This is a genomic window from Tepidibacter thalassicus DSM 15285 (genome assembly GCF_900129915.1).
GTDB lineage: Bacteria > Bacillota > Clostridia > Peptostreptococcales > Peptostreptococcaceae > Tepidibacter > Tepidibacter thalassicus.
The window spans coordinates 1-16,047 of the sequence record NZ_FQXH01000012.1 but is presented as its reverse complement, the minus strand read 5'-3'; the positions used below and the strand labels follow the sequence as shown (position 1 = coordinate 16,047).

Annotated in this window: 18 protein-coding genes, 1 riboswitch and 2 other annotated features; of the genes, 7 read left to right on the top strand and 11 right to left on the bottom strand. The window is 29.4% G+C overall.

The genetic code is table 11. The annotated features are described in order from the left end of the window. Positions 1–60 precede the first annotated feature (60 nt). From BUA19_RS06445 to uppS, 8 genes are all read right to left on the bottom strand, one after another. Positions 61–564 (bottom strand): cell division protein ZapA, encoded by a 504-nt coding sequence (locus BUA19_RS06445; protein WP_072724882.1) that lies wholly within the window; start codon positions 562–564, stop codon positions 61–63. Positions 565–626: 62 nt separating this feature from the next. Then, entirely contained in the window at positions 627–3,008 is a 2,382-nt protein-coding gene (gene pheT / locus BUA19_RS06440) for a phenylalanine--tRNA ligase subunit beta (RefSeq protein WP_072724880.1), read from the bottom strand. Positions 3,009–3,023: 15 nt separating this feature from the next. Further along, positions 3,024–4,043 (bottom strand): phenylalanine--tRNA ligase subunit alpha, encoded by a 1,020-nt coding sequence (gene pheS, locus BUA19_RS06435; protein ID WP_072724879.1) that lies wholly within the window; start codon positions 4,041–4,043, stop codon positions 3,024–3,026. A 51-nt stretch (positions 4,044–4,094) separates the two neighbouring features. Next, positions 4,095–4,314: a binding site (T-box leader), on the bottom strand. Positions 4,315–4,410: 96 nt separating this feature from the next. Continuing rightward, positions 4,411–5,205, bottom strand: a complete 795-nt coding sequence (gene rlmB, locus BUA19_RS06430) for a 23S rRNA (guanosine(2251)-2'-O)-methyltransferase RlmB (RefSeq protein ID WP_072724877.1) — start codon at positions 5,203–5,205, stop codon at positions 4,411–4,413. Between the two features lie 2 nt (positions 5,206–5,207). Further along, positions 5,208–5,861 carry a potassium channel family protein gene (locus BUA19_RS06425; protein WP_072724876.1) on the bottom strand — a complete coding sequence of 218 codons (654 nt, stop codon included), beginning with the start codon at positions 5,859–5,861 and terminating at the stop codon, positions 5,208–5,210. Positions 5,862–5,880: 19 nt separating this feature from the next. Further along, positions 5,881–7,230 carry a TrkH family potassium uptake protein gene (locus tag BUA19_RS06420; protein WP_072724874.1) on the bottom strand — a complete coding sequence of 450 codons (1,350 nt, stop codon included), beginning with the start codon at positions 7,228–7,230 and terminating at the stop codon, positions 5,881–5,883. Positions 7,231–7,401: 171 nt separating this feature from the next. Beyond that, entirely contained in the window at positions 7,402–8,490 is a 1,089-nt protein-coding gene (locus tag BUA19_RS06415; RefSeq protein WP_072724872.1) for a putative NPN-dependent ornithine cyclodeaminase, read from the bottom strand. Between the two features lie 94 nt (positions 8,491–8,584). After that, entirely contained in the window at positions 8,585–9,229 is a 645-nt protein-coding gene (gene uppS / locus BUA19_RS06410) for a polyprenyl diphosphate synthase (RefSeq protein WP_072724870.1), read from the bottom strand. 141 nt (positions 9,230–9,370) lie between these two features. After that, positions 9,371–9,482: riboswitch (TPP riboswitch) on the top strand. A gap of 78 nt (positions 9,483–9,560) precedes the next feature. Here uppS and thiS point away from each other — a divergent pair. From thiS to thiE, 6 genes are read left to right on the top strand one after another with little or no spacing between them, the layout of a single operon-like run. Further along, positions 9,561–9,755 (top strand): sulfur carrier protein ThiS, encoded by a 195-nt coding sequence (gene thiS, locus BUA19_RS06405; RefSeq protein ID WP_072724868.1) that lies wholly within the window; start codon positions 9,561–9,563, stop codon positions 9,753–9,755. 2 nt (positions 9,756–9,757) lie between these two features. Further along, positions 9,758–10,396: a sulfur carrier protein ThiS adenylyltransferase ThiF gene (gene thiF / locus BUA19_RS06400; RefSeq protein WP_242939254.1), complete on the top strand. Its 639-nt coding sequence runs from the start codon at positions 9,758–9,760 to the stop codon at positions 10,394–10,396. Between the two features lie 11 nt (positions 10,397–10,407). Then, a complete protein-coding gene (locus BUA19_RS06395) occupies positions 10,408–11,184 on the top strand; it encodes a thiazole synthase (protein WP_072724864.1) in 777 nt (258 codons plus the stop codon). After that, complete coding sequence (gene thiH, locus BUA19_RS06390) at positions 11,185–12,288, top strand: 2-iminoacetate synthase ThiH (RefSeq protein WP_072724862.1); 1,104 nt, start codon at positions 11,185–11,187, stop codon at positions 12,286–12,288. 15 nt (positions 12,289–12,303) lie between these two features. Continuing rightward, entirely contained in the window at positions 12,304–13,617 is a 1,314-nt protein-coding gene (gene thiC, locus BUA19_RS06385) for a phosphomethylpyrimidine synthase ThiC (protein ID WP_072724860.1), read from the top strand. A 1-nt stretch (position 13,618) separates the two neighbouring features. Next, the gene (gene thiE, locus BUA19_RS06380; protein ID WP_072724858.1) at positions 13,619–14,218 is read left to right on the top strand and encodes a thiamine phosphate synthase; all 600 of its coding nucleotides are present in this window, start codon (positions 13,619–13,621) and stop codon (positions 14,216–14,218) included. Positions 14,219–14,228: 10 nt separating this feature from the next. Here the strand turns inward: thiE and rplT are convergent, their stop codons facing one another. From rplT to infC, 3 genes are read right to left on the bottom strand one after another with little or no spacing between them, the layout of a single operon-like run. Then, positions 14,229–14,588, bottom strand: a complete 360-nt coding sequence (gene rplT, locus BUA19_RS06375; protein ID WP_072724856.1) for a 50S ribosomal protein L20 — start codon at positions 14,586–14,588, stop codon at positions 14,229–14,231. Positions 14,589–14,619: 31 nt separating this feature from the next. After that, on the bottom strand, positions 14,620–14,817 hold the full coding sequence (gene rpmI / locus BUA19_RS06370; RefSeq protein WP_072724854.1) for a 50S ribosomal protein L35: 198 nt from the start codon (positions 14,815–14,817) through the stop codon (positions 14,620–14,622). Between the two features lie 26 nt (positions 14,818–14,843). After that, complete coding sequence (gene infC / locus BUA19_RS06365) at positions 14,844–15,335, bottom strand: translation initiation factor IF-3 (RefSeq protein WP_330389026.1); 492 nt, start codon at positions 15,333–15,335, stop codon at positions 14,844–14,846. A 35-nt stretch (positions 15,336–15,370) separates the two neighbouring features. After that, positions 15,371–15,496, bottom strand: a sequence feature (ribosomal protein L20 leader region). Positions 15,497–15,805: 309 nt separating this feature from the next. Here infC and BUA19_RS06355 point away from each other — a divergent pair. Then, the coding region (locus BUA19_RS06355; protein WP_178137420.1) for a helix-turn-helix domain-containing protein at positions 15,806–16,047 on the top strand (242 nt) is incomplete at its 3' end.

Here is a 16,047-nt window from a genome sequence, read left to right as displayed (position 1 = left end):
ATCAACTCCTACTCCACAGAATAAAACCTCCAGGTTATTTTTCCCTGGAGGTATTTCAATTTATTCTTTTTTTTCCATTTCAACAATTCTCATCTGCATATCATAAAGCCTATTTTGAAAATCATTAGCTATTTCTTCAGCTTCTGCTAATTTTTCTTCTTTTTCTTTAACCAGCTTTTCTAATTTTTCTTTTTCTTTTTTTAATTTAGTAATTTCTTCTATATATTTTTCTAACTGAGCTTGTAATTCTTGTATTTTACTATCCTTTATTTGTATAGAATTCTTAAGCTCTTCTAATACCGTAGTTACATCTTCTAAGTCTTGAAGAGGTTGTTTATATTTAGATGTTACTTCATCTAATTCATAAGAACACTTGAAAAGTTCATCTGCTATATTCAAAGAAGTAAGTACAGCTGCCATGGCTGTACTAAGCCTTGGATTAGCCTTTGCTATCTCCTCCATTTTCCCATCTACATAATCTGCAACTTTAAATAAATACTCTTTTGATTCCTCTCCAACCATATTATATTCTTGACCATTTATCTTTACGGTAACTTTATTCACCCTAACTCAGCCCCTTAGACTATTCTTTTACTTATATTTATTGTAAAATTTTTTTTCAATTTTTACAATCTTAAATTAGCATTAATTTTTTCTTTGAGTTCTCTTACTATATTATCGTGAACTTCATTTACTTCATCATCTGTAAGTGTTTTTTCTATACTTCTATACACTATAGAATATGCAACAGACTTGTATCCTTCTTCTATTTGTTCCCCTTTATAAACATCAAATAATTTGAAACTTTCTACTAAACCTTTAGAATTTTGTTTTATTACATCTTCAATCTCTTTTACATAAACATCATCTTTCACTAAAAGTGCTATATCTCTAGTTATTGCTGGATATTTAGGTAAAGGCTTATAAGTCTTATTATTTCTTGCAAAAGTAAATAGAAGTTCAAAATCAATTTCTGCAGCATAAACTCTTGTATTTATATCATAATTTTCTAAAACATCTGGATGTATTTCTCCAAATACACCTACGATATTATCATTATAAGCTATACAAGCACATCTTCCTGGGTGAAATGTAGGGTGATTTTTTTCCGGTATTACATCGTAATTCTCAAATCCTATATTTTCAAATAATTCTTCTATTATTCCCTTTATAGTAAAAAAGTCCATTTCATCACTATATAATCCCAAAGCTATAGATTTCTTTTCCACTGGTAATAAATTATCCTTTGGCATAAATGTATTACCTATTTCAAATCCAGCAAATTCATCTACTTTACGAGAATAATTTCTAGACACTACATCTAACATATTAGGAAGTAATGTAGTTCTCATAACACTAGTTTCTTCCCCAAGAGGATTTATTATCTTTATAAATTTTCTCTTTATAGAATGTTCTGGTAAATTTATTTTATCTACTCCTTTAGGACTTACAAATGAATAAGTAAGTATTTCATTTAGTCCCATAGCAACTAAACTATTTTTTATATTTTCTTCAAATATTTGACCTATTGTTTTAAGTCCAATAGTAGTATTTCCATATATCATATTAGATGGAATATTATCATAACCATATATTCTAGCTATTTCTTCTAAAATATCAGCTTCCATATCTATGTCAAGTCTAAAACTTGGAACTACAATCTCTAATTTATCATCTACTAAAGAGCATTCAAATTCAAGACTTTCAAGTATTTCTATAAACTGATTAAGTGGTATATTTTCACCTAATAGTTTATTTATTCTTTGAGGTCTTACAACAATCTTTTTATTCTCCACAGGATTTTTATAATTATCTACAAATCCCTTCAATACTCTCCCTGCTCCCAATTCTTCTATAAGCTGTGCAGCTCTATTAAGTGCAGTTTCAACTAAATTTACATCTATTCCTTTTTCAAATCTCGATGATGCTTCTGTTCTAAGACCTAACTTTTTAGAAGTTCTTCTTATGCTATCAGCATTAAAATTAGCACTTTCAAGGAGTATTTCATTTGTATCCGAAGTTACTTCAGAATTAGCTCCACCCATAACTCCTGCTATAGCGATTGGTTTTTTACCATCTGTTATAAGAAGCATATTTTCATCTAAATTTCTCTCAACACCATCTAATGTTGTAAATTTTTCTCCTTCTTTTGATTTTCTAACAACAATATTATCACTTTCAATTTTATCTAAATCAAAAGCATGAAGAGGTTGTCCAAGCTCTAACATTACATAATTAGTAATATCAACTATATTATTTATTGGTCTAACTCCTGCTTCTATAAGCCTTCTTTGCATCCAGTAAGGAGATGGTTTTATTTTTACATCTTTTATTATTCTAGCAGCATATCTCGGACATAGAGAATTGTCTTCTATGTTTACGTCAAATTTAATTTTTTCATCACATTCTTTTACATTTATTTGTGGATATCTTAACTTTTTGTTCAAAGTTACTGCAGCTTCCCTAGCAATTCCAATAATAGATAAACAATCAGGTCTATTTGAGGTTATTTCAAACTCAACTAGAGAATCATTAATTCCTAAAACTTCTTTTATATCTTTTCCTAATTCATATTCTTCATCTAAAGTATATATTCCATCTCTTTTGCTTTCTTCTACCATATTAAAAGGTATTCCAAGTTCTTCACTTGAACACATCATACCTTGTGATAGTTCTCCTCTTAACTTTCCTTTTTTTATCTTAATTCCTCCTGGAAGTTTTGCTCCAACTAATGCTAATGGTATTAAATCGCCTTCTTTTACATTTTTAGCACCTGTTACTATTTGAAGAACTTCACTTCCAATATCGACTTTTGTAACTATTAATTTATCAGCATTTGGATGTTTTTTTATTTCTAAGATTTTCCCTACTACTACTTTTTCTATATCCTCTCCAAAATTTTCTACTTTTTCAACTTTCGATCCTGTCATTGTCATTTTATCAGCAAATTCTTTTACGTCAACATCTATATCAACATAATCCCTAAGCCATTTTAAAGGTACTAACATATTTTTTTACCTCCCTTAAAATTGATTTAAAAATCTCATATCATTTTCAAATAATAATCTTATATCATCTATTTCATATTTAAGCATTGCTATTCTATCTACACCCATACCGAAAGCAAATCCACTGTACTCTTCTGGATCTATTCCACAATTTCTAAGAACATTTGGATGAACCATTCCTGCTCCTAATATTTCTATCCAACCTTCCCCTTTACACACAGAACACCCTTTACCTTTACATTTAAAACAAGTTACGTCAACCTCTGCACTTGGCTCTGTAAAAGGAAAATTATGAGGTCTAAATTTAGTTTTAGTGTCTTCTCCAAATAACTGCTTTACAAAAGCATCTAGTGTTCCTTTAAGTTCTGCCATGGTGATATTTTTATCTACAACTAACCCCTCTATTTGATGAAACATCGGAGAATGAGTTGCATCAGGTGCATCAGATCTAAAACATCTACCTGGAGCTATAATTCTAATTGGAGGTTTTACTGATTTCATAGTTCTAATTTGAACTGGAGACGTTTGAGTTCTAAGAAGTAAATTTTCATCTATATAAAAAGTATCACTCATATCTCTTGATGGATGATTTTTAGGAGCATTAAGCGCATCGAAATTATTAAAAACAGTCTCTATTTCAGGCCCTTCTGCCACTTTAAACCCCATTCCAGTAAATATGTATTTAACTTCATCTATTATTTGCGTTATAGGGTGTTTTTTGCCTATTTTGAATTTTTTACCTGGCATTGTAACATCTATTATTTCAGCTTTTAATCTTTCATTTTTTTCTATATTTTTTATTTCTTCTTTTTTTAATGATATTTGTCTTTCCAATTCTTCTCTAACTTCATTTGCAACTTTACCTATAACCGGTCTTTCCTCAGGAGATAATTTCCCCATTCCCTTTAATATGCTAGTTATTTCGCCCTTTTTTCCTAGATATTTAACTCTTAATTTTTCTATCTCGTCCATTTTCACACATTTACTTATTTCCTCTAGGGCATTTTCTTTTATATTAAGTAATTGTTCTTTCATTTTTATCACCCTTTCTTTAGTTTTTTATAATTATAAAAGCCCTTCATCCCACTAAGGGACGAAAGGCTCATCATCTTCCGCGGTACCACCCTAATAGTCTAAAATATAGACCTCTTAAAAGACTTAACGCGCCTAACGTTAAAACCTACTTTCATTTCAGCTTTAAAGCTCAAGAGCGAACTTCCTTTGAAATCTTAGGGAATAATTTCAGCATATATATTCCTCTCTGAACTAAGATAATTCAAAGTACTCTCTCCTTCACAGCCTTTATTGCTATTAAACTTTACCTTGCATTATAGCATAATAAACATCTATTTTCAAGGTTTAAATATTCGATAAAATATTAAAAACATTTTTAAAGCAGGAATTAACCCTGCTTATTTCTTATCTCATACATTAATATCCCAGATGCCATGGCTGCATTTAACGATTCAGCTTTACCATAAATAGGTATTTTCACTAATATATCAGATTTATTTATTATTTCATCTTTTATTCCATTTCCTTCATTTCCTATAACTAACGCAACCTTATCACCATAATTAACACTATGATAATAATTGTCTGTATTTAAATAACTAGATACAATATTAAACCCTTTTTCTTTCAAATCATCTATAATTTCTTCATTTGCTTGTATAATAGGCATATTAAATATAGACCCCATAGTAGACCTTATAACTTTTGGATTATACACATCAACACAGCCTTTTAGAAGAATTACTCCATAAACTCCAGCTGCATCTGCTGTTCTAATTATAGTACCCATATTTCCAGGGTCTTGTATTCTATCTAATATTATAAAAAAATTAGAATTACTATTTAAAATTTCATCTAAATCATATTCCTTATATTTAACAACAGCTAATATACCCTGAGGTTTTTCTGTATCTGTTATTCCTTTAAAAAGTTTATTAGTTGTTTTGTATAGTTTAAAACCATTGTCCATTAAAAAATCTATAAATTTTTTATGTTCTTCTTTGTTTAAAAATTCATCAGTAAAAACTACATAATCTATATCAGCACTACACTCAATAGCTTGGTTTAAAATTCTATATCCTTCTATTATGTATTTCTTTTCCTGTAACCTCTTCTTACTTTTCAGTAAAGATTTAATATATTTTATTTTTTCATTTTCTTTACTTGTTATCTCCAAAATCATAATTATCTATCCTCTTTACTTATTTGATTTATTTTCGTATTTTCACCTATAACTACTAATATATCCCCCATTTTAAACTTAGTATCTGGCTCTGGAGAGATATTTATATTAGTTCCTTGCTTTATAGCCATGACATTTATTCCATATTTAGCTCTTAAATTTAATTCTTTCAAGCTTTTTCCTACCCAATCGCTAGGAGTTACTACTTCAACAATAGAATAATTAGGATCAAGTTCTATATGATCAAGTACATTTTGAGATACTAAATTATTAGCCACCCTTACCCCCATATCTCTTTCAGGAAATACTACTCTATCTGCACCTATTTTATATAGTACTTTTGCTTGAAGTTCATTTTGTGCCTTACAAAGCACATATTTTACTCCGAGTTCTTTTGCTATTAATGTCGCCATTATTGAAGATTGAACATCTGATCCTATACTAATAACTGCTACATCAAAATTTCTAATTCCCAATGATTTTAATGCATTTTCATCAGTTGCATCCGCTTGAACTGCATGAGTTACTTTATCTGATATATCCTGTACTATATCATAACTCTTGTCTATTGCCATCACTTCATGTCCTAATAAATAAAGTGTTGTAGCTACTGAAGAACCAAATCTTCCACATCCTATTACTACATATTGTTTCATAATTAAACAATTCTCCTTTCTATCCTACAATTACCTTATCCTCCGGATATCTAACTAAATTCTTTTGTTTTCTATTTGAAAGAGCAAATAATATTGTAAGTGCTCCTACTCTACCTGCAAACATAGATAATGCTATCAAAATTCTACCTATCAAAGATAAATTAGGAGTTCCAGCAAGACTTAATCCCACTGTTCCAAATGCTGATACTGCTTCAAATAATGTGTCAAGGAAATCAAATTTCACTTCAGTTAAACTCAAACTCATAACTACAAATACTACAATACTTAATCCTATGGCTACTACTCCTAATGACTTATTTACTACAGAATAGGAAATCCTTCTTCCAAATGCTTCTACATCTTCTTTTCCTTTTATAAAAGCTATAACTGCTAATATTAAAACTCCTAATGTTGCTGTTTTTATTCCTCCTGCTGTTGAAGCTGGAGAACCACCTATAAACATTAATATTATAGTTAAAAATTTAGAACTGTCTTTCATAGCAGCTAAATCTATCGTATTAAAACCAGCTGTTCTCGTAGTTACTGACTGAAACATAGATGCAATAATTTTGCCTTTAAAAGACAGATTACCCAAAGTTTTAGGGTTATCGTATTCAATTGCAAAAAACAATATAAATCCAATTAATATTAAAAAAGAAGTCATAAATATAACTATTTTTGAATGAAGTGTTAATTTTGAAAAATTTCTCTTTTTTATAATATCAAATATTACAGTAAATCCTAATCCTCCTAAAATTATAAGAGCCATTATCACAATATTTACCACAATATTTTCAGTATACGAAGTAAGAGAACTAAAATTACCCATCAAATCAAACCCAGCATTGCAAAATGCAGATATAGCGTGAAAAACCCCATATCCTAATCCTTTTAAAAATCCCATTTTAGGTATAAAAACCATAGATAAAATAATAGCACCAATTCCTTCTATAATAAATGTTCCCACAAGTATATGTCTTGTAAGTCTTACAAGTCCAGATAAATCATATTGATTTAATGCTTCTTGTATTAAAAGTCTTTGATGCAAACATATTTTTTTACCTATAAGTATTGAAAATAATGTTGCCATGGACATAAATCCAAGTCCTCCAACTTGTATTAGTATAATTATTATAGTTTTTCCAAAAACAGTCCAATGAGTTCCTGTATCTACTACTACAAGCCCTGTTACACAAACTGCTGAAGTTGATGTAAATAATGCATTTATAAATCCTACGCTTTCTCCATTTTGAGATGCTATTGGTAAATTAAGAAACAATGCCCCTAATAATATTATAATTGCAAATCCCAATACCATAAACTGCGCAGGAGATAACCTGTTCTTTTTTCGAATATAAGTACCTAACATTTTTTCACCTCTTTAACTAGTACAATATCTTTTTATATTATTCCCTCAACACAAATAAGATTATATAACACAAAACAAAATACTAAAATACCAAAAACACAAAATTTAATGAAGAAAACTCATGATTATACAAATTGCTAACCATGAGTTTTTAATTTAATATACAATTTTCTATTTTACTAAGTTATTTTTTAAATTAACTAAAAAATCTTGTACATTTGTGACTATAGTTTTAACTTCCAAAGTTCCCCTATCTCTTAACTTGTTAACTGCAAATTCAGATACATCAACACTATAAATAAATACCGGTCTTACTTTTCCATCGACAACTGTATAAGAAGGAGTCATATTTCCCGTTGCTATTGAATGAAGCTGTGTTGCGAGACATATAACTGTTGTAGCTTTTCTTGTATGTTTTCTCATTTCATTTTGAGCTTTATATACATCTGATATTACTATTGGAAGCGGTCCATCATCTCTTATAGAACCACCTAAAACTACAGGAACATTATTCTTAACACATGCATGTATTATTCCATCTGTGATATTTTCTTGCTCTAAAAGCTTTTCTATCGAACCTGCTCTTCTAGCCTTATTTAACAAATCCAAATGATTATAATGTCCATCTTTCATAGATTTTTGAGTATATATATCTTGTCCAAGTGCAGTTCCAAACATACCAGCTTCTAAATCATGTGTAGCTACTGCATTTCCTCCTAAAAACGCATGAACATATCCATTGTCTATAAGAGACGCCATAGCTTCTCTTGCATCTTTATCAAAAACAGCAGCAGGTCCTAAAACCCAAACTATGTATCCATTCTCTTTTTCATGCCTTAACACATCATATAAATCATCATAATCCTTAGAGTATGCAGTCTCTCTTGATCTTCCACTTCTAAATGCAAATGTTTCATCAACATCTTCTTCTCCTTTAAATCCCTCAGTATATACATATATACCTTCACTTGCATCTTCAGTTCTTCCAACTACAACATTTTCTCCAACTTTTAAATTTCTAAATTCCTTAATCTCAACTTCATTATCATTCTTTACAACAACTACACAATCCATTCTACTTTCTTTAGCTAAAACCCAATTTCCATTTATTTTAAAATACTCCGGAAATATTGTAGTTCCATGATAATTATCTGGTGCCACTCCTTCTTTTACAACTTTTTGAGTTTTTACATTTGGAGCATTTTTTAAAAATGCTTGTTCAAAATCAGGTTCTTTATATTGTGGTAGTTTAAAACTCATATCTCGACACCCCCAGTTTGATTTTAAATCATAATGTGTAAATTTTACCATACAAATACATTATATCAAAGTTTTGCATATAAATACACAAAAATTATCCTCCAAGCGTTATATCTTGTTTATCATACCAACTAAGAGCATCATATATATGCTGAGCTTTAAAATCTGGCCAATAATCGTCTACAACGTAAAAATCAGAATAAATAGATTGAACTGGTAAAAAACCACTCAATCTTCTTCTGCCTCCCCATCTTATTATCAAATCTACTCTGGATACATCTCTTGACTTTAAATTCTTAATTATATTGTTTTTGCCAATAGAATCATTCTGATTTAAACTACCCAAATCCCAATTCCAGCCATAATTAACTAAAAAATTAACTTTTATGCCGCCTTTTCCAAAATCTCTTCTTTTAGTATATGGAATTAATTCTTTAGGAAACATAGGTGAATTAGTATTTCCCACCACTAATAAAGATGCATCTTCTTTTGAAAGCATATTAACAGCATCTATACAAGCTTTTGTAAAAGCTTTAGTTTGAACAGATGGTCTTTTAGTATTATCAACTGTAAACCCATAATATGTAATCTCTTTTATTCCAATTTCTTTACAAATTTTAAACACTTCAAGTCCTGGATTTAATCCTTTATCATATCCCTTCTCTTTACTCATACCTTGCTTTAAAGCCCATCTCCTATTTCCATCTGGTATTATACCTATATGATTTGGAATCCTCATAAAAAAACCTCCTATAACCTACTCTTTGTATATCATTTCCATTATATAAAAAAATATACTTTTTATTTTTCTAGGAAATTTTTAGAATAATATAATTGAATAAAATTTATTCATATGTTATTATAATTCTAAAAGTAAATAAAATTTCGCTAGGGGTGCTGGAAAGGCCAGCTGAGAGTAAGACCCAATGAAGTCTTTAACCCTTTAACCTGATCTGGATAATACCAGCGTAGGGAAGTGGATGTATATGTATTTTTATATGTAAATATATAGGCACAAATCCTTATTCTGGGATTTGTGCCTTTTATATTATCCGGAAAGGAGGTTAAATATGATTGTCAACGGTGAAAAAATAGATTTTAAAGAAGAAATAACAGTTAAAGATCTTCTTGAAAAACTCAATTTAAATCCTGACACAGTAGTAGTTGAAGTAAATTTTAACATAATCTCTAAAAGTGAATATACAGATAAAAAGCTCAGCAAAAAAGATAAAATCGAAATAATTAATTTTGTAGGAGGAGGTTAATTTTGAATAAATTATCAAAAGAAGAATTCGAATATATTTTAGCATTAAGACATTCTCCTAATGTTCAAAATAAAATAAAAAAAGCAAAAATTGGAATAGCAGGTCTTGGTGGTCTCGGTTCAAATGTAGCTATATCTCTAGCTAGAATAGGTATTGGTAAACTTCTTCTTGTAGATTTTGATGTAGTAGATTTAAGCAACTTAAATAGACAACAATATTTTATAAAACACATCGGAATGAAAAAAACCTGTGCGCTAAAAGATATTATTAATAATTGCAACCCTTTTGTTGATATAGAAACTAAAAATATTTTTATTGATGAAAACAATATAGAAGAAATATTCAAAGATGTTGATATTATAGTAGAAGCATTTGACAATCCAAAATCAAAAGCTATTTTAGCAAATACTATTCTATCCAAAATGCCTGAAAAAAAATTAATATCATCTTCGGGAGTTGCAGGATATTTTTCTTCTAATTCAATAGTTACAAAAAAAATTAAGGACAATTTTTATATAGTCGGTGATAATACATCACAATCAAAACCTGGATGTGGACTTATGGCTCCAAGAGTTGGAATAGCTGCATATCATCAAGCTAACATGGTTTTAAGACTTATTTTAGGCAAAGAAAAAGCTTAAGGAGGTTTATTATGGATAGATTAAAAATCGGTCAAACCGAGTTAAATAGCAGACTTTTTATTGGAACAGGAAAATATTCTTCAAACGAAATACTACCTAAAGTTATAAAATCTTCTAATTCTCAAGTTATCACTGTTGCTTTAAGAAGAGTAAACTTAAACTCTCCTGAAGAAAATATACTAAATTATATAGATAAAAACTGTATTCTTCTTCCAAACACATCTGGAGCTAGAAATGCTGATGAAGCTGTAAGAATAGCTAAACTAGCAAGAGCTGCAGGTTGTGGAAATTGGATAAAAATAGAAGTTATTTCTGATAATAAATATCTTCTCCCAGATAACTATGAAACAATTAAAGCTACAAATATACTGGCAAAAGAAGGATTCATTGTTCTTCCTTATATGAATCCTGATTTGATGGACGCAAAACGAATGGTTGATGCTGGAGCAGCTGCTGTAATGCCTCTCGGAGCTCCAATAGGAACTAACAAAGGACTTAGAACCGAAGAAATGATTCAAATTTTAATAGATGAAATTAATGTTCCCATAATTGTAGATGCAGGTATAGGCAAACCTTCTCAAGCTGCAAAAGCAATGGAAATGGGAGCAGACGCAGTACTTGTAAATACCGCTATTGCATCATCAAATGATCCAGTTGTTATGGGTGAAGCTTTTCATCATGCTGTAATAGCTGGTAGAAAAGCATATCTTGCTAAAATGGGAGCTGTTAAGAAATATGCTAGTGCTTCTTCTCCACTTACAGGATTTCTGTATGGAGGCGATATTTAAATGAGTTTTTACGATGAATATGTCAAATATAAACATTTTGATTTCGATAATTATTTTAAAAATATAACTGATATTGATATTTTAAATGTTATTAGTAAAAATAGATTAAATGAATTTGACTTTTTAACGCTACTATCCCCCACCGCAGAAAATTATTTAGAAGAAATGGCTCAAAAATCAAACAAATTGTCTATACAACATTTTGGAAAATCTATAATTTTATATACTCCTATGTATATTTCAAATTACTGTTCCAATAAATGTTCTTATTGTAGCTTTAATGTTGAAAATAAAATTTCAAGAAAAAAATTAACTCTTGAAGAAATTGAAATTGAAGCTAAAAAAATTTCTTCAACTGGTCTTAGACATATATTAATTTTAACCGGAGAATCTAAATCACAAACCCCAATTTCATATATTAAAGATTGTATTTACATACTAAAAAATTACTTTGATTCCATATGTATTGAAATTTATCCTCTTACAGAAAAAGAATACTTAGAACTTGTAAATGCTGGTGTAGATTCTCTCACCATTTACCAAGAAGTATATAATGAAACTATTTACGATAAAGTTCATGTATCTGGTCCTAAGAAAAATTATAAATTTAGATTAGACGCACCCGAACGAGGATGCAGAGCTAAAATGAGGTCAGTAAATATCGGTGCCTTACTTGGCCTTTATGATTTTAGAAGTGAAGCATTTTTTACAGGTCTTCATGGATATTATCTTCAAAATAAATATTTAGATGTAGAAATAAGCTTTTCTCTTCCTAGAATTAGACCTCATATAGGAAATTTTGCTGATATATATGAAGTAACTGATAAAAATCTAGTACAAGTAATGCTTGCTCTTAAACTATTTATGCCTTACGCCGGAATAAATATTTCAACTAGAGAAAGTAAAGAATTTAGAGAAAACCTCATCCCCCTTGGGATTACCAAGATGTCAGCAGGAGTTTGTACTAGTGTTGGAGGACATTCTCAAGTTAATAAAAGCTCTAACCAATTTGAAATAGCTGATACACGAAGTGTTTCAGAAATTAAAAATTCACTTCTTAAAAAAGGATATCAACCCATTTTTAAAGATTGGGATCATATATAGAAAGGAGAATTTAATATGAATTATACAACTCAAATGGATGCTGCAAAAAAAGGAATTACAACTAAAGAAATGGAAATAGTTGCTCAAAAAGAAAAAATAGATGTAAATATACTTAAAAACTTGATTGCAAATGGTAAAGTAGTTATTCCAGCTAATAAAAATCATAAATCATTAAATCCAGAAGGTATAGGAGAAGGTCTTAGAACTAAAATAAATGTAAATTTGGGAATATCAAAAGATTGTCCAAATATAGAACCTGAAATAGAAAAAGTAAAAAAAGCAATTGAACTTAAAGCTGAAGCCATAATGGATTTAAGTTCATTTGGTAAAACCGAAGAGTTTAGAAAAAAAATAATCGAGTTGTCTCCTGCCATGATTGGTACTGTTCCAATTTACGATGCTGTTGGTTTTTACGATAAAGAACTCAAAGATATTAAAGCCAAAGAATTTTTAGATGTAGTTGAAAAACACGCTAAAGATGGCGTAGATTTTGTTACTATTCATGCAGGTTTAACAAAAAGAACTTGCGAAACTTTTAAAAAAAATAAACGTCTTACTAATATAGTTTCCAGAGGTGGTTCTTTATTGTTTGCATGGATGGAACTTAATAACAGCGAAAATCCTTTTTATGAATATTATGATGAGCTTTTAGATATTTGCGAAAAATACGATGTTACTTTAAGTCTGGGAGATGCTTGCCGCCCTGGTTCTATAAATGATTCTACTGATGCATCTCAAATTGAAGAACTTATCATTTTAGGAGAACTTACAAAAAGAGCTTGGGAAAAAAATGTTCAAGTCATGATTGAAGGACCTGGTCATATGGCTATTAATGAAATACAAGCTAATATGCTTCTTGAAAAAAAACTATGCCATGGTGCACCATTTTATGTTCTAGGTCCTATTGTCACTGATATCGCTCCTGGATATGATCATATAACAAGTGCAATAGGTGGTACCATAGCAGCAAGCTCTGGAGCTGATTTTCTATGCTATGTTACACCTGCTGAACACTTAAGACTCCCTACTCTAGATGATATGAAAGAAGGTATAATAGCATCAAAAATTGCAGCACACGCAGCTGATATAGCTAAGGGAATTAAATATGCAAAAGATTGGGATTATGAAATGAGCAAAGCAAGACAAAATTTAGATTGGGAAAAAATGTTTAAACTTTGCATAGACGAAGAAAAAGCTAGAAAATTTAGAAACTCATCTATTCCAGAACATAATGACAGCTGTACAATGTGTGGAAAAATGTGTTCTATGAGAAATATGAATAAAATACTAGAAGGTAAAAACATCAATTTATTAAGAGAGGATAATTAACATGATATACCTTATCACCAATAGAAAATTGATACCTGATAATAATATATTTAGAGTCATTGAAGAATCTGTAAACGCTGGAATTGACGCTGTTATACTCAGAGAAAAAGATTTAAAATACGATGAACTTTACTCAATAGCTAAAAAAATCAAAAGCATAACAGATAAAAAAAATGTTCCTCTTATAATAAACAATAACTTAAATGTAGCTAAAGATTTAAAATGCCATGGGTTCCACATAGGTTTTAATTTTATAAATAATAGTTTACCTAAATTTAACGGAATAACAGGAGTTTCTGTACATAGTGTAAATGAAGCAATCACTGCTCAAAATCTCGGAGCTAATTACATAATTGCAGGACATATATTTCCAACTGATTGTAAAAAAAACCTAAAACCAAGAGGATTAGAATTCATAAGAGAAATAAAAAAAAATGTAAATATACCTGTAATTGCCATTGGAGGTATAAACAAATACAATATAAAAAATGTATATAAAGCTGGTGCAAATGGAGTTGCTATTATGTCCGGAATAATGCAATCAAAAAACATATTAAACACAATTAAAGAATTACAAAAAAATTCCTTAGATAAAATCTAAGGAATTTTTATTAAGCATTTATTTTTTGCTTAGCAGTTTCAACTAATTGCTTAAATCCTTCCGGATCATTTATTGCCATTTCTGATAACATTTTTCTATTTATATTAATTCCAGCTAATTTTAATCCATTTATAAATCTTGAATAAGATAATCCATGAAGTCTTGTAGCTGCATTTATTCTTTGTATCCAAAGTTTTCTAAAATCTCTCTTTTTAAGCTTTCTACCTACATAAGCATGTCTTAAAGCCTTCATTACAAATTCATTAGCTGGTCTAAATAATCTACTTCTAGCTCCTCTAAAACCTTTTGCAAGTTTTAATATTTTTTTATGTTTTTTACGAGCATTTATTGCCTTTTTAACTCTTGCCATCTTTACGACCTCCTTTGTTCAAACATCTATTTTACACGTATGGTAATAATCTTGCTATTCTCTTTTGATCTCCAGCACTTACTAAAGCTGATTTTCTAAGATTCATCTTTGTTTTTGCACTTTTCTTAGTTAATATATGGCTTTTATAAGCTTTTGCTCTTTTTAATTTACCTTTTCCTGTAGCTTTAAATCTTTTAGCTGCTCCTCTATGAGTTTTCATTTTTGGCATATTAATTTCCTCCTCTCAAAGTATAATTATTTTTTAGGATCTAATGTCACAACCAATTTATTCCCTTCAAATTTTGGGGATTTAGCTGGTGTACCAACATCCTTAACATAATCTATAAATTTATTAACAACCTCAAGACCTGCATCTTTATGTCCAAGCTCTCTTCCTCTAAATCTAAGCTCAACCTTAACTTTATCTCCCTTGTTTAAGAACTTAATCGCTTGTTTAGCTTTTGTATTTAAATCGTGTTCTTCTATGGCTGGTCTTAATCTTATTTCCTTAACATTTATAGTCTTTTGTTTCTTCTTTGATTCTTTCTCTTTTCTAGATTGTTCGTACTTATACTTTCCATAATCCATTATTTTGCATACAGGTGGATTTGCATTAGGTGCTATTTTTACTAAATCTAAATTATTGTTATTTGCTATTATCTGTGCTTCCCTTGCAGACATAATACCTAATTGCTCACCTGTGTTAGAAATAAGTCTTACTTCCTTATCTCTTATCTCTTCATTAATTGGTAACTCTTTAATAGTTAGACACCTCCAAATATATTAAAAATAAAAAACGGATAGCATAAGCTATCCGTACACATACCACAACTAAGACTTCAAAATCCAGTCATTAACCCTACAACCATCGGAGTAAGGTGAGAAGCGGATAACTTCTGCTTTATTTCACAACTGTTAGTTTATCACGTTTATTTTTTTATGTCAATATATTTTTTAATTTTAATTTTTACAAAGTGGAAAAATTATCAAATAATATTCTTACACATTTAGGAGAAACTAAAAATAAATACAAAACAACCTAAATTTTGAGGTGCTTTTAACAGCTAAATAAAATCTGAAAAAACATATAAGAATCTGTTGACTATTTTATACATTAGATTTGATGATAATAGTTCATGTTTTTTCTGCTAAGCTTTATGGTAGTAGAAGTTATAAACAGAAAAAACTAAAAAAAGAGATAAAGGGGATTCTAGAAAATGGGGTTCAAGAAGAAAAATGAAAATAGTATTATATTATGCAAAAAAATTCAAATATATCCTACAAAAGAGCAAATAGCAGATATAGAAAGAGATAGTTTTTTATGTAAACTCCTTTATAATACTTATTTAGCTCAAAGAAAAGAATATTATACTTGTTACAATAAAAACATGAAAATGTCAGAACAGCGAAGTCAAATTAAGTTACTTCGTAAGCAAAATACAGATTATGCAAAAGTATA

Bases quoted from the DNA above. Each gene is read 5' to 3' on its own strand.
- pheT (WP_072724880.1), bottom strand. From the start codon at position 3,008: ATGTTAGTACCTTTAAAATGGCTTAGGGATTATGTTGATATAGATGTT.
- pheS (WP_072724879.1), bottom strand. From the start codon at position 4,043: ATGAAAGAACAATTACTTAATATAAAAGAAAATGCCCTAGAGGAAATA.
- rlmB (WP_072724877.1), bottom strand. From the start codon at position 5,205: ATGATTTTGGAGATAACAAGTAAAGAAAATGAAAAAATAAAATATATT.
- BUA19_RS06425 (WP_072724876.1), bottom strand. From the start codon at position 5,861: ATGAAACAATATGTAGTAATAGGATGTGGAAGATTTGGTTCTTCAGTA.
- BUA19_RS06420 (WP_072724874.1), bottom strand. From the start codon at position 7,230: ATGTTAGGTACTTATATTCGAAAAAAGAACAGGTTATCTCCTGCGCAG.
- BUA19_RS06415 (WP_072724872.1), bottom strand. From the start codon at position 8,490: ATGAGTTTTAAACTACCACAATATAAAGAACCTGATTTTGAACAAGCA.
- uppS (WP_072724870.1), bottom strand. From the start codon at position 9,229: ATGAGGATTCCAAATCATATAGGTATAATACCAGATGGAAATAGGAGA.
- thiS (WP_072724868.1), top strand. From the start codon at position 9,561: ATGATTGTCAACGGTGAAAAAATAGATTTTAAAGAAGAAATAACAGTT.
- BUA19_RS06395 (WP_072724864.1), top strand. From the start codon at position 10,408: ATGGATAGATTAAAAATCGGTCAAACCGAGTTAAATAGCAGACTTTTT.
- thiH (WP_072724862.1), top strand. From the start codon at position 11,185: ATGAGTTTTTACGATGAATATGTCAAATATAAACATTTTGATTTCGAT.
- thiC (WP_072724860.1), top strand. From the start codon at position 12,304: ATGAATTATACAACTCAAATGGATGCTGCAAAAAAAGGAATTACAACT.
- thiE (WP_072724858.1), top strand. From the start codon at position 13,619: ATGATATACCTTATCACCAATAGAAAATTGATACCTGATAATAATATA.
- rplT (WP_072724856.1), bottom strand. From the start codon at position 14,588: ATGGCAAGAGTTAAAAAGGCAATAAATGCTCGTAAAAAACATAAAAAA.
- rpmI (WP_072724854.1), bottom strand. From the start codon at position 14,817: ATGCCAAAAATGAAAACTCATAGAGGAGCAGCTAAAAGATTTAAAGCT.